This window comes from Mycobacterium sp. NTMscope_MAC_12 (genome assembly GCF_976985675.1).
On record NZ_CDRJYY010000001.1, the window covers coordinates 4,684,342 to 4,696,667 of the forward strand.

A 12,326-nucleotide genomic window follows, 5' to 3' on the forward strand; every position below is an offset into this window, starting at 1 on the left:
ACTGCTGTCCACGGTAAACGTTTATCAGCTGGGCTACCAAATAATTGCCCGGCGCCCAGCCGGCCGCCCTGTCAGCGGGCGAGATCCGCGCGCAACCGGGGCTCGTCAAGCTCCCAGTAGCTGTGTTCGCGGCCGTCGAGCAGGACCACCGGCAGCCGGTCACCGAACTCGGCCCGCAGCGCGGGGTTGCCCTCCGCGGCCGCGGCGTCGACGTCAGTCGTCGCCAGATCGAAGCCCAGTTCACCGGCCAAAACGACCAGCCGGGCGTGGAGGCGCTCGCAGATGGTGCACCCGTCGCGGGTCAACAACTCCACCTGCGGCCGGCCGGGCGCTTGAGTCATGGGCATCAGTGTGTCATTAGCGACTTGTGGGGCCGCCTACCAGGAGTTATGTTCCGGCTATGGCCGACAACACGGTGCGGGTCGATCCGGTGGTGATGCAGGGCGCCGCCGTCTCCCTGAGCGGTGCGGCCGAGCATCTTTCGGCTCAACTGTCGCAGCTCGACGATCAGATCGGCCAGATGCTGGGCGGTTGGCAGGGCGCGGCCGGGGGTGCCTACGCCTCGGCGTGGGAGCTGTGGCACAAGGGCGCGCGCGAGGTCGAGCTCGGGTTGTCGATGCTGGCGCATCTGGTGGGCCAGGCCGGCGGGGCGTATCAGAGCAACGAGGCCGGGTCCGCCCAGGCCGAGCGGGCGGTGCGCGATGGCTGAGGCATTTCGGGTGGATCCGCAGGCGTTGGCCGACGCGGTGCAGCGGATGGCGGCGTTTCAACGGTATGCCGAAGATATGATCGCCGAAATCGATTCTCGCGTAACGCGTTTGCACGCGACATGGTCGGGAGATGCCGCCGCGGCCCACGCCGAGGCGCATCAGCACTGGGTGCGCGGTGAGGCGATGATGCGCGAGGCGCTGGCGCAGCTCGAGAAGGTCGCCACGACCGCGCACGGCAACTACACCGGCGCGATGTCGACGAATCTCGGTATGTGGTCGTGACTGCATGGCGCCGCTGGCGTGTGACCCGACTGCCCTAGATCGCGCCGGCGCGACGGTACTTTCCACCGGTGTCTCGTTGGGATCGGTGATCTCGACGTTGACCACGGCGCTCGCCGGCAGTGCGGGCATGGCCGGTGACGATCCGGTCGGTGCGTCGCTGGGCCGCGCTTACAACGGTGCGGCGGCCAAGGTGATCGAGGCGATGACCAGTACCCGCAATGGGCTGTGCAGCATCGGCGACGGCGTGCGGATGTCGGCCCACAACTATGCGCTGGCCGAGGCGATGTCGGATGTGACGGGCCGCGCCGGCGGCTTGCCGACGCCGCCGGTGACCGCGCCGCTGGCCGCGGCGTCTCATCCGCCGTCGGCCGTGGGTGCCGGCAGCGGCGCCCCGGCGGGCTGGAGCTGGGTCGCGCCGTATATCGGAATGATCTGGCCCACTGGCGATTCGGCGAAGTTGCGCGCGGCCGCGGCGGCGTGGACGACTGCGGGCGTCAACTTCATGACGACCGAGATCGCGGCCGGTGGCGGCACGATGGCTGCCATTGCCGCGCAGCAGATTCCCGAGGCCGCCGCCATCAACAAAGCGTTGGCTGATGCGTCTGGCGCCACCAACAGCGTTGCGCGGCAATGCCAAACGATCGCCGCGCAGCTCAACAGCTACGCGGCCAAGATCGACCAGGTCCACGCGGCGATCCTGGATCTGCTGTCCCGCATTTGTGATCCGCTGACCGGGATCAAAGAGGTGTGGGATCTGCTGACCGATGAAGACGAAGACGAGATCAAGAGGATCGCCGACGACATCAAAACAGTGGTCAACAGCTTTTCCCATGAAGCCGTAACGCTGGGCGGCCAGATCGAGGCCACCATGTCAGCGGCCGCCACCGCGGCAGAAGATATGGCCCACTGGGCGGGTAAGGAGTGGGACCACTTTTTGCACGGGACGCCGGTCGGCAGGGCACTCAACCAGGTCGGCCAGACCCTCAAAGGCGTCGGCATCGAGGGCTACGACTTTCTCGAGCAGCTCGCGAAGTTCAGCCCGAACCGGCTTCAGACCGATCCGATCGGTTACGCCAAAGACGTGTACGGCATGGCCTCCGGGGCCGCGCCACTGGTCGGCTTGGGCCCCGACGGTGGGCCCGGAGTCGCCGACTCGTGGAAAGCGCTCGGAAAGGACGTCACCCATTGGGACGAGTGGGGCAAAAACCCGGCCGAGGCTCTCGGAAAATCGCTCTTCGATGTGGCAACGCTGGCCTTGCCGGGCGGACCACTTTCCAAGGTGGGCAAAGCGGGCAGCCGGGCGGCCGATGTGCTGAAGGGTTTGAAGAAACCGCCCGAGATTCCCAAGCCTCCGGAGGTCAAGCCGCCGGAGGTGAAACCGCCGGAGGTGAAACCGCCGGAGGTCAAGCCGCCGGAGGTCAAGCCGCCGGAACCGGGCCATCCCGCGCCAGCTCCTTCGGGCAAGCCGGCACCGGGCCCCGCCGACGGCCCTCTGCCGCACAGCCCCACCGAATCCAAGCCGCCGGTCGGCGGGACACCTCACAGCGGCGAACCGAAACCGATTGCGGTCCCACCAGAATCGGGGGGCAAGCCACCGGTATCGGCCCCCGCAGAAGCCACACCATCGCCCTATCCGCAGCCGCACGAGCCTGCCACGCGGGTACCACCCACGGTGCCGCCAGCGGCCGCGCCCGCCGCTTCAACCCCGGCAGCCTCGATGCCGGCGGCCTCGGCTCCTTCGATGCCATCGATGCCGTCTTTGCCGGAGCCGCCGTCGGTTCCCTCTGTCCCCGCGGGCGGCCTCCCCGCCGAAACGCCTCCCGGCCTCGGGGAGGTGCCTCACGGCGGGGAACCCGCTGCACATCCGCCCGAACCGCGTAGCGCCGGTCCACATCCACCCGGCGACGGCAACGCACCTCACCTTCCCGGTGATGGGGCGCCGCCGTCGGACTCCTTTCCCAAGGAAACCCCAAAGGAGATACCACCAAGCGATGGCCAGCCACCTGATCAAGGTGAGCACCAACCAGGGGAACTCCCCGGTCACGGGATTCCACATGACGAGATGCCGCAAGGCGAGAAGCACACAATAAGCGGACATGGAAGTTACGATCCCGGCGACGGCTTCTTTACTGTGCCGAAAGGCTCGAGTATTACGACTTTTGCCGAGCACGGCTCGACTATTACTGACTCACTGGGCAATCTTATCGAGACCGGCGGAGACACCTCCGGCGTTTATTCCAAGACTTTTAAACCAGGCGAGCTTATACCCAACTATACAATCCATCCACCGGATGGGTTAAACATTCTAGGCTCACCGCTAACTGTAACGAGTCCGACGCTCATTAGTAAGCTTATCCACGAAAACATGGGCCTTGTCGATTTAGCTGTATGTACTTTCGATCCAACTTCGCCGACGGGCAAGATATACCACGTAAACGGAATATATGATAAATTCAATGAAAAGTTCACGCCTTACGAAAGGTATAAACGTTGACGGCACCCCACAACGCCGGAATCGACGAATTGATTGATTTCGCTGCCCAACAAAAGTCGCCGGAGACAGATCGACGTCTTTTTTCGGCACTTCGTGGTGTCGAATTATTTTTTCCTCGAACGACCGTTGAACATGAGGGAAAGCAGCTCAATGCTACCCCCTTGCTGCGATTGCCCGACGGAACAAATGCCATGATGCTGTACACATCGGAAGACCACCCAGATCTACCCAACACCTTCGCCGGTGGCGCCTTCGAAGATGCGCTTGCCGCAGCGCTCTCCATGCCGGACCTCGACTGGGTGATCGTCTGCAATCGCACGTCGCAGTGGGTAGCAATTAATAAACAACAAATAACCGAAGTTCTCGATGTTCTGCAGTCTAGAGAAAATCGCTCAAATGAACTCTCTGAACCTCCGCCGAATAGTGATAACGCGGTTGAAGATCTAATAACACGCGCTCTTCACACGCCGCCGGAGAAACTTTCGCCGTCGATCGGATCTGTGCTCCGAGGACGCGAGATATTCATTGAGCTTGCGAAAGTGCAAAGCGAAGAGGGCCAACCGATTATGAAAACGTTCGCTGTCCAGCACATGCCGCGCGTGATACGCGCTTACACGACGCGAACACGTCCAGGGATCAGATATGGGGGCATGAAGTGGGAGGCACTCAAAGATATGCTGACGACCACCACCGAGCTCGACGGCGTCCAGATTGTCAACAACGCCGATGACTGGGTGATTTTCGATCGTGAATCATTGACCGCCAGTGGAACTGACGAATCATAATCGTCGTTGCAGCAGACGCGTCCAAATAACGATCAGCAAACCGGGTTTGGCCCTGGGTGTGATCGGTGTGGTCATGCTCGGCGTCGAACGTGACGCCAGCGTCGCGTTCGGGTGCAGCCGGCAGTGCGGACACGTCAACTCCCCCACGCCATCTGACCCGATAGCCGCCGCCTGTTTCGACGTGCACGACACGTGGCGCAGAGCTCCTCGGCGTGCATTTCAGCCACGTGCTGGCCTCGCGTAACTACTTCACCTACCGACATCCTCGGATTCTTCTATCGCCAAGCCGAGTTTCGGCGCTCGGGCAGTTAGGACGTTTATCGGAATGATTCAACGCCGACTATCTGTTCCGCGCGCACCTTCTCGTCATGACGGGAGTTCCCAATGAGCAAAAAGATTGCCGGTAAGACTTTTTCGACGCCAGAAGAAGCTGGCGTTACCGCGCCAACGGCAGAAGAATTAGCGCGCGCAAGGAAGGGCTTCGATGAATTTCAGGCCAGAGTCGACGCGGTTGCGTCCGAAGACCGCAAAACAGACGTCTCGCCGAAATTTTGGGATGACACATCCGGTACCGAGTTCGATCCCGACAAGAAAGCTTAGGCTCGTTTCCTGAACCGACGCCCACGGACAAGTCTTATCGCGCCCCGACCAAATGGGCCCGCCGAGCCACGAGTGTGACGCTGCAGTCACACTCGGCGTCGAACGTGACTGCAGCGTCACGTTCGGCAGCCGGCAGCCCGAGGCATCAGCCCGGCAGCCGGACAGCCGGGTAGCCGACGACCCAGCCATACCCGCCCCCTCGTCATCTGCCCGATAGGGTTGTGTATCGGGCACCCGCTGGGTCACCAGGCAACACAGCGATCTAGGAGGTTGGGCGATGACTTCCTTTGACCCGGTCAACGCAGACCACACCGGCTACGTCGACCTGGAGTCGCTGGGCGCGGACGCCAGCGCGGCCCGCGCGATCGAGGGCATGCAGGAAGCCGCCGCCAGCCAGGACCGTCCGCAACCCCCGATCGACCTCACCGCCGCCGCCTTCTTCGATGTCGACAACACCCTGGTGCAGGGCTCCTCGGCGGTGCACTTCGGCCGTGGGTTAGCCACGCGCAACTACTTCACCTATCGCGATGTCCTCGGATTCATCTACGCCCAGGCCAAGTTTCAGGTCCTCGGCAAGGAGAACAGCAACGACGTCGCCGCGGGCCGGCGCAAGGCGCTCGCCTTCATCGAGGGCAGGTCGGTCGAGCAGCTGGTGGCCTTGGGCGAGGAGATCTACGACGAGATCATCGCCGACAAGATCTGGCCCGGCACCCGCGAGCTGACGCAAATGCATCTGGACGCCGGCCAGCAGGTGTGGCTGATCACCGCCACCCCCTACGAGCTCGCCGCGACCATCGCGCGACGCCTCGGCCTGACCGGCGCGCTGGGCACCGTCGCGGAATCGGTCGACGGGGTCTTCACCGGCAGGCTGGTCGGTGACATCCTGCACGGCGCCGGCAAGGCGCACGCGGTGCGCTCGCTGGCAATTCGCGAGGGGCTCAACCTGAAACGCTGCACCGCCTACTCCGACAGCTACAACGATGTGCCCATGCTGTCGCTGGTGGGGACCGCGGTCGCCATCAATCCCGACGCCCGCCTGCGCGCCCTGGCCCGGGAGCGCGGATGGGAGATTCGCGACTTCCGCACCGCCCGCAAGGCGGCGCGGATCGGGGTGCCGTCGGCGTTGGCGCTGGGCGCGGCCGGGGGTGCGCTGGCCGCGGTGGCCTCTCGGCGGCAATCACGCTGATAGGCTGCGCCGCTGAGACATCTTCGAGCGGAGAGCACAGCGGCATGACAGTCCCCAAAGAAGCCGAAGGACTTATCGGCAGCCATTACCGCGCACCGGACTACTTCGAGGTCGGTCGCGAAAAGATCCGTGAGTTCGCCCAGGCGATCAAAGACGACCACCCGGCGCATTTCGACGAGAATGAATCCCGGAAGGCGGGGTACACCGAGATGGTGGCGCCGCTGACGTTCCTCGCGATTGCCGGGCGCCGCGTGCAGTTGGAGATCTTCACCAAGTTCAGCATCCCCATCAACATCGCCAGGGTCATCCACCGCGACCAGAAGTTCAAGTTCTACCGCCCGATCCTGGCTCACGATAGGCTTTACTTCGACACCTACCTAGACTCGGTCATTGAGTCCCACGGCACCGTGCTGGCGGAGATCCGCAGCGAAGTGACCGATGCCGATGGAAAGCCGATCGTCACCAGCGTTGTCACAATGCTGGGGGAAGCCGCAAACCAGGCCGACACCGAAGCAACCGCCGCGGCAGTTGCATCAATATCCGCAGGAAAGATAGGGGCGTCGTAAATGTCACCACAGGGGGAAACGGGAACGCAGCTGCATCCGCCGGTCGAGGCCGTGCGATCCCACTACGACAAGTCGAACGAATTCTTCAAGCTGTGGCTTGACCCCTCGATGACGTACAGCTGTGGCTACTTTGACGAGAATCCCGATCCGCAGAATCTGACCAAGACGCTGGAAGAGGCGCAGTACGCCAAGCGCAAGCTCGCTCTGGACAAGCTGAACCTCGAGCCCGGCATGACGCTGCTCGACATCGGCAGCGGCTGGGGCTCGACGATGCGGCACGCGGTGGCCGAATACGACGTCAACGTGATCGGGTTGACGCTGAGCGAGAACCAGTACGCCCACTGCGTCGCCGAGTTCGAAAAGATGGACAGCCCCCGCCGTAAAGAGGTGCGGATCCAGGGCTGGGAGGAATTCCCCGGCGACGTGCCGATCGACCGGATCGTGTCGCTGGGCGCGTTCGAGCACTTCGCCGACGGCGCCGGTGACGCCGGGTACGAGCGCTACGCCACCTTCTTCAAGAAGTACTACGACCTGCTGCCCGACGACGGCCGCATGCTGCTGCACTCGATCGTGGTCCCCAGCCGCGAAGAGGGCAACGCGATGGGGTTGAAGGTCAACATGACCCTGCTCCGGTTCATCAGCTTCATCTTGAAGGAGATCTACCCGGGCGGAAAGTTGCCCCAGGTCGACCTGGTCGACAGGTACGCGACGGACGCGGGTTTCAAGATCGAGCGGCACCACTTCATCGGCAAGAACTACGTGCCGACGCTGACCGCCTGGGGCGATGCGCTCGAGGCGCACAAGGAAGAGGCGATTGCCCTGAAGGGGCAGGAGACCTACGACATCTACTTGAAGTACTTGCGGGGCTGCTCGGACCTGTTCCGCGACGGCTACACGAACGTCTGCCAGTTCACCATGGTGAAGTAGCCGACGTCTTCAAAGGTCAACGCCACCACGGATTTCCGTGGTGGCGTTTCCTTTTGGCCCCCGCGGCTCAGCGGGAAAAGGCTCAGCCGAAGAAGATGTTGCGACGGCCGGCCAGCAACCGGTACAGCGTCTGCTGGATGGTCTCGCGCACCTGATCGGTCAGCTCGAAGGTGACCATCGGGTCGTCGGCGTCGGAGGCCGCATAGTCGTCGGTGTAAATCGGCTCACCGAACGCGATGTGCCATTTCGACGGCAGCGGCACCAGGCCCACGGGCCCGGCCAACGGGAACAGCGGCGTGATCGGGAAGTACGGCAGCCCGAACAGCCGCGCCAGCAGCTTGACGTCCGTCAGCATCGGGTAGATCTCTTCGGACCCGATGATCGAGCAGGGGATGATCGGCGCCTTGGTCCGCAGCGCGGCGGTGACGAACCCGCCGCGGCCGAACCGCTGCAGCCGGTAGCGGTCCTCGAACCGCTTCCCCAGCCCCTTGTAGCCCTCCGGGAACACGGCGGTGAGCTCGCCGGCGGCGAGCAGTCGGTGCGCGTCCGTCGTGCAGGCCATGGTGTGGCCGGCCTTGCGGGCCGCCTCGCCCACCACGGGCAGGTCGAACACCATGTCGGCGGCGAGCAGCCGCAGCTCACGATGCGCGCGATGCTCGTCGTGCACCGCCACCGACAACATCAACCCGTCGAACGGCAACACCCCGGCGTGATTGGCGACCACCAACGCGGCGCCGTCGGCGGGCAGGTTCTCGATCCCGCTCACCTCGACCCGGAACCAGGACCGGAAGAACAGCCGCAGCAGCGGCCGGACGATCGCGCTGTTGAAGTGCGGATCGAAGCCGAACTCGTCGACACTGTAGTCACCCGTCAGCCGCTGGCGCAGGAATCCGGCGACCGACGCGACGCGCTGCGCCAGCTCATTCAGCGGCGCCTCGCCGGACGATGCCCCCGTGGCACGGCGGTGCTCGTCGATTTCGCGAACCACCGCGGCGATCTGCTCCGCCGACGCGCGGCCGCTCGGATCGGTCAACAACGACGGGTGCTGGCGGGCTGACTCTGCTCGTTGATCGGCTCTCCGGCGCGCTGCTACCCGGCCCCGATTCGTATGCAGTGGAATGACATTCGCTCTGGTTTCACCCGCCACGATACCTACCTGACCCCACCCCACGGAATTGGATTTCGGCTACCCCAGCGCTGGGCTAGAGATATGGCGCGACCTTCCAAGGAGCGTACCCGATCTGGGTCGATTATGGGAGTCAGGCCTCGGCCGCGAACGTAGTCGTCGAAGGCCTCCGCCGTCGTCCATTTCGGCTGGTAGTTGAGTTCTGAGCGCATCCGGCTGGTGTCCATGACGCGGCCGTAACTCAAATAATCAAACTGATCGCGGCTGATCTCGTTGTAGCGGTTGGCGCGGCGCAGCGAATCCAGCGCCCAAACGCCGAAACCCGGTACGGGCAAAGGGATCCGGCCCGCCCGACGGATCGCCTGCGACAGCATGATGATGCCGTCGGCGCCGATGTTGAACGTGCCCGCCTTGCCGGCCATGGCCGCGCGCTCGAGCGCACCGAGGGCGTCCTGCTCGTGCAGCAACTGCAGCCGGGCGCCGCGGCCGAACATCGTCGGCACCAAAGGCCCGGCGAGATAACGCGACAACGTCGTGTCCATCGCCGGACCGATCATGTTGGCCAGCCGCAAGATCGTCACGGCGATGTCGGGCCGGCGCCGCCCCAATCCGCGCGCATAGGCTTCGATGTCGAGGCTGTCCTTGGCGAAACCGTCGCGGAAGGGCCGACGGCTGGTGCTGTCCTCGGTGAACATCACAGGATCGTGGGCGCTCGAGCCGTACACCTCCGACGTCGACTTGAGCACCACGCGGCGCACCGAGGGGGCCTTTTGACAGGCCGCGAACAGCTGCATCGCGCCCATCACGTTGATCTCTTTGAGCGCCGCGGTGCCGCCGGAGCGCGGCGCGTACGACGCGGCCGCCGCGTGCACCACCGTGTCGACGTCGCCGTTGCGAATCACCTTGGCAATAAAGGGATTACGGATGTCAGCGCGGACGAACTCGGCGCGTCCCATGCGGCGCAGCATGTCTTTGCTGGGGGCGATCGCGTCCACCGCGATGACGCCTTTGATCATCGGGTTCTGCGCGAGCCGAGCCGTCAGGTAGCCGCCCAGAAACCGGCAGGCACCGGTGACCAGCACGATTTTGGGGTAATGCGCCGCATTGCCGGAGGTGTCGTCCGGCCCGGTGTTCTCCCCATTCGACGCATCCACCCGAACAGCCTAGCCGTCGGCGAGACGGCCGCACTATGGCGCGTTGCGACCAGTTAGGGCCTTTTTACGGTGGCCTTATGACGGCCTTAGGAAGGCCGCAGCGGGGGTTACTTGCCGAGTTTTCTGCGCTGCACCCGGGTGCGACGCAGCAGCTTGCGGTGCTTCTTCTTCGACATACGCTTGCGCCGCTTCTTGATTACTGAACCCATGAACTCCGCTATCTAGACCGAGACCTGCTTCAAAGATTGGACCCGGTCACTTTACCCAGCCGGACGCACCCAACGCCAAACCGGCGTCGCCTGATCGCCGCGCAACCGCGAAGCCAGCAGCCGCCCGAAAGCGGCCACCGGTTCGGGTCAGCCGGCGTCGAAGTAGGACGTCTCGAGCATGTCGTGGACGGCCTTGGCGTGCACCCGGAAGGACCGGCCCACCCGAACCGCGGGCAGTTCACCGTTGTGCACCAACCGGTAGACCGTCATCTTGGACACCCGCATCAACGCCGCCACCTCGGCGACGGTGAGGAATTGCGTCCTGCCCTGCTGGCCATCGACGGAACTGGTATCCCGTGGCTTACCTGCAGAATCTCGCGTTGATGGCCCATTCGTAGACGTCATCGCAACCCAATCGTGTCAGGCACGCGCATGCCAGCGGCTTCCCCTCCGCTGGCACCCACACGTGCTTACAAAGAGGAGAATAGCGGGACTGATGGGGTTACTGGTACTGGTGGGGGACAATCAGTTCAAAAAACTTGGATTACTCTGATGTAATTCTTAGCTGCTCAGAGCGCATTTTCGCGGCCTGAACCGCCGCGTCGACGGCCGCTCGCAGGCCTCCCCGTTCCAGCTCGCGCAGCGCCGCCGCCGTGGTCCCGCCGGGCGAGGTCACCGTCGCCCGCAGCTGCGTCGCGGTGGCGTCCACCCGCATGCCGGGCGCCTCGAGCTCGCCGAGCCGACGGTCGGCGTCCATCCGTTCCAGCAGCATCGCCGCCGCGCCGGCCATGGTCTGCGCGGTCAAGTCGCCGGCCACCTCGCGGCTCAGGCCCGCCGCGACGCCGGCGTCGATGAGGGCCTCGACCATCAGGAAGAAATACGCCGGACCGGAGCCCGACAGCGCCGTGACGGCGTCCATTTGGCCCTCGGGAACGTTCAGCACCCCGCCCACGGAGTCGAACAGGGCCGAGACGCCCTCCAGCTGCGGCGGGGTGACGAACCTGCCCTTGGCCAGGGCCGTGACCCCCGCGCCCACCAGCGCCGCCGTATTCGGCATGGCCCGCACCACCGGGGTCCCGGCCGGGAGTTTGGATTCGAAGTAGGCGATGGTGACGCCGGCCGCGACCGTGACGAACACCTGCTCGGCGGTATCGCTCTCCGCCGCGCCGGCCGCCCGCGCGACCTCCGACATCACCGACTCGATGTCGGCGGGCTTCACCGCGACCACGACGAACGACGCGTTTTCCACCGCCTCGGCCACCGAGGTGATCAGCACCGAATAGGTATCGGCCAGATACTTGGCACGCTCGGGCACCCGCTCGACCACCACCAGGTCCTTGACCTGCCGGCCGGCGCGCAGCAGACCCGACAGCAGTGCCTCCCCGATGCTGCCGCCACCGATGATCGCGATTCTTGCCATGCCCGACAGCATCGCAGACACCGGCCGCTAGCGAGCGGCAGGGACCAACGCCAGCTGGCGGGCCTGCACCACCAGGCGCCCCAGGCTGTCGACGACCGTGTGGTCCTCGTCGAACCAGTCGTGCCCGATCTCGGTGCAGGTCGCGATGATGCGCAGCCACCCGTCGGCCGGCAACCCCCGCAGAAAGGCCGTGAGCTGGATGGTGGGCGCCCAGCCGGTGCGGTCCACCGCGAAGGTCACCGGCGCCGACAAATCGCCGCACATGAGCGCAAACAGCGCGTCCGGGGCCACGCCGCGGGGGCGCGCCCACATCTGGATCACCGGCGGGCGCCCGTCGTCGCGGACCTGCATGGTCGACAACACCGGCCGCACATCGCAGCCCTCGCCCAGGTGCACCAGGCCGGCCAGCGGATGCCCGGGGCCGATCGGCTCGATGTCGTCGGGCGGTTCGGGCGCCATCAGGTCCAGCACCGGGTTGGCCGACAGCAGCGGCTTCACGGCGCCGTCGGGAGGGTAATGCTCGGGCTCGCCGAGGTTGACCACGGCGTGCACCGCGGTGCGGTCACCCTGGGTGAGCTCGACGTCCACGACGCTGATCCGGCGGCCGCGCTTGCGGATCGACGTGACCAACTGCACCGGCCCCGGATCGGGCGCCCACAGGAAGCTCGCCGACACTGCGACCGGCTGCAGGACCGGCCCGGCCGACGGCCCGCCGCAGGCGGTGCGCGCGGCGTTGGCGCACAGGGCCAGCATCGCGCCGCCGTGCACCTTGGGACCGATGGTCCAGCGCTTGTCGAGCTCTCCTTCGTAGACGCCGGAACCGGCCTCCCGCAACGACATTGCGGTGGTGAATAACGCGCTCATGGA

At 65.0% G+C, this 12,326-nt stretch carries 15 protein-coding genes; 8 read left to right on the forward strand and 7 right to left on the reverse strand.

Annotated features, from left to right (window positions below; genetic code table 11):
* Positions 1–71: 71 nt before the first annotated feature.
* Complete coding sequence (locus AC0KS4_RS21655) at positions 72–341, reverse strand: glutaredoxin family protein (RefSeq protein ID WP_225328795.1); 270 nt, start codon at positions 339–341, stop codon at positions 72–74.
* 59 nt (positions 342–400) lie between these two features.
* Here AC0KS4_RS21655 and AC0KS4_RS21660 point away from each other — a divergent pair, with 59 nt between their 5' ends.
* The 8 genes from AC0KS4_RS21660 to AC0KS4_RS21695 all read left to right on the forward strand — a co-directional run bounded on the left by AC0KS4_RS21660 (position 401) and on the right by AC0KS4_RS21695 (position 7,550).
* Positions 401–709 (forward strand): WXG100 family type VII secretion target, encoded by a 309-nt coding sequence (locus AC0KS4_RS21660; RefSeq protein WP_225328794.1) that lies wholly within the window; start codon positions 401–403, stop codon positions 707–709.
* Entirely contained in the window at positions 702–992 is a 291-nt protein-coding gene (locus AC0KS4_RS21665) for a WXG100 family type VII secretion target (RefSeq protein ID WP_225328793.1), read from the forward strand. The genes AC0KS4_RS21660 and AC0KS4_RS21665 overlap by 8 nt, the downstream gene beginning before the upstream one ends.
* Before the next feature lie 4 nt (positions 993–996).
* Positions 997–3,486, forward strand: a complete 2,490-nt coding sequence (locus AC0KS4_RS21670) for a putative adhesin (RefSeq protein ID WP_238956920.1) — start codon at positions 997–999, stop codon at positions 3,484–3,486.
* On the forward strand, positions 3,483–4,271 hold the full coding sequence (locus tag AC0KS4_RS21675; RefSeq protein WP_225328791.1) for a hypothetical protein: 789 nt from the start codon (positions 3,483–3,485) through the stop codon (positions 4,269–4,271). Before AC0KS4_RS21670 ends, AC0KS4_RS21675 begins: the two co-directional genes overlap by 4 nt.
* A gap of 384 nt (positions 4,272–4,655) precedes the next feature.
* Positions 4,656–4,871 carry a hypothetical protein gene (locus AC0KS4_RS21680; protein WP_225328790.1) on the forward strand — a complete coding sequence of 72 codons (216 nt, stop codon included), beginning with the start codon at positions 4,656–4,658 and terminating at the stop codon, positions 4,869–4,871.
* A gap of 277 nt (positions 4,872–5,148) precedes the next feature.
* The gene (locus AC0KS4_RS21685; RefSeq protein ID WP_225328789.1) at positions 5,149–6,057 is read left to right on the forward strand and encodes an HAD family hydrolase; all 909 of its coding nucleotides are present in this window, start codon (positions 5,149–5,151) and stop codon (positions 6,055–6,057) included.
* A 44-nt stretch (positions 6,058–6,101) separates the two neighbouring features.
* The gene (locus tag AC0KS4_RS21690) at positions 6,102–6,623 is read left to right on the forward strand and encodes an FAS1-like dehydratase domain-containing protein (protein WP_225328788.1); all 522 of its coding nucleotides are present in this window, start codon (positions 6,102–6,104) and stop codon (positions 6,621–6,623) included.
* Entirely contained in the window at positions 6,624–7,550 is a 927-nt protein-coding gene (locus tag AC0KS4_RS21695; RefSeq protein WP_225328787.1) for a cyclopropane mycolic acid synthase family methyltransferase, read from the forward strand.
* An 82-nt stretch (positions 7,551–7,632) separates the two neighbouring features.
* Here AC0KS4_RS21695 and AC0KS4_RS21700 read toward each other — a convergent pair whose 3' ends face one another.
* The 6 genes from AC0KS4_RS21700 to AC0KS4_RS21725 form a co-directional block, all read right to left on the reverse strand.
* Positions 7,633–8,721 (reverse strand): lysophospholipid acyltransferase family protein, encoded by a 1,089-nt coding sequence (locus AC0KS4_RS21700; RefSeq protein ID WP_225328786.1) that lies wholly within the window; start codon positions 8,719–8,721, stop codon positions 7,633–7,635.
* On the reverse strand, positions 8,703–9,830 hold the full coding sequence (locus tag AC0KS4_RS21705; RefSeq protein WP_225328785.1) for an SDR family oxidoreductase: 1,128 nt from the start codon (positions 9,828–9,830) through the stop codon (positions 8,703–8,705). Before AC0KS4_RS21705 ends, AC0KS4_RS21700 begins: the two co-directional genes overlap by 19 nt.
* Before the next feature lie 107 nt (positions 9,831–9,937).
* Positions 9,938–10,039, reverse strand: a complete 102-nt coding sequence (locus tag AC0KS4_RS21710) for a 30S ribosomal protein bS22 (RefSeq protein WP_003402602.1) — start codon at positions 10,037–10,039, stop codon at positions 9,938–9,940.
* A gap of 147 nt (positions 10,040–10,186) precedes the next feature.
* Positions 10,187–10,444, reverse strand: a complete 258-nt coding sequence (locus AC0KS4_RS21715; protein ID WP_067164836.1) for a cell division/environmental response transcriptional regulator — start codon at positions 10,442–10,444, stop codon at positions 10,187–10,189.
* A 139-nt stretch (positions 10,445–10,583) separates the two neighbouring features.
* Positions 10,584–11,459, reverse strand: coding sequence for a pyrroline-5-carboxylate reductase (proC, locus tag AC0KS4_RS21720; RefSeq protein WP_225328784.1), 876 nt, complete (start codon positions 11,457–11,459; stop codon positions 10,584–10,586).
* Positions 11,460–11,486: 27 nt separating this feature from the next.
* A complete protein-coding gene (locus tag AC0KS4_RS21725; protein WP_225328783.1) occupies positions 11,487–12,323 on the reverse strand; it encodes a thioesterase family protein in 837 nt (278 codons plus the stop codon).
* Between the last annotated feature and the right edge of the window lie 3 nt (positions 12,324–12,326).

What these genes read in the sequence shown, in the direction of transcription:
- AC0KS4_RS21655 (WP_225328795.1), bottom strand. Translation starts at nt 341, where the DNA reads ATGACTCAAGCGCCCGGCCGGCCGCAGGTGGAGTTGTTGACCCGCGAC.
- AC0KS4_RS21680 (WP_225328790.1), top strand. Translation starts at nt 4,656, where the DNA reads ATGAGCAAAAAGATTGCCGGTAAGACTTTTTCGACGCCAGAAGAAGCT.
- AC0KS4_RS21710 (WP_003402602.1), bottom strand. Translation starts at nt 10,039, where the DNA reads ATGGGTTCAGTAATCAAGAAGCGGCGCAAGCGTATGTCGAAGAAGAAG.
- AC0KS4_RS21715 (WP_067164836.1), bottom strand. Translation starts at nt 10,444, where the DNA reads ATGACGTCTACGAATGGGCCATCAACGCGAGATTCTGCAGGTAAGCCA.
- AC0KS4_RS21695 (WP_225328787.1), top strand. Translation starts at nt 6,624, where the DNA reads ATGTCACCACAGGGGGAAACGGGAACGCAGCTGCATCCGCCGGTCGAG.
- proC (WP_225328784.1), bottom strand. Translation starts at nt 11,459, where the DNA reads ATGGCAAGAATCGCGATCATCGGTGGCGGCAGCATCGGGGAGGCACTG.
- AC0KS4_RS21725 (WP_225328783.1), bottom strand. Translation starts at nt 12,323, where the DNA reads ATGAGCGCGTTATTCACCACCGCAATGTCGTTGCGGGAGGCCGGTTCC.
- AC0KS4_RS21690 (WP_225328788.1), top strand. Translation starts at nt 6,102, where the DNA reads ATGACAGTCCCCAAAGAAGCCGAAGGACTTATCGGCAGCCATTACCGC.
- AC0KS4_RS21685 (WP_225328789.1), top strand. Translation starts at nt 5,149, where the DNA reads ATGACTTCCTTTGACCCGGTCAACGCAGACCACACCGGCTACGTCGAC.
- AC0KS4_RS21670 (WP_238956920.1), top strand. Translation starts at nt 997, where the DNA reads ATGGCGCCGCTGGCGTGTGACCCGACTGCCCTAGATCGCGCCGGCGCG.
- AC0KS4_RS21660 (WP_225328794.1), top strand. Translation starts at nt 401, where the DNA reads ATGGCCGACAACACGGTGCGGGTCGATCCGGTGGTGATGCAGGGCGCC.
- AC0KS4_RS21665 (WP_225328793.1), top strand. Translation starts at nt 702, where the DNA reads ATGGCTGAGGCATTTCGGGTGGATCCGCAGGCGTTGGCCGACGCGGTG.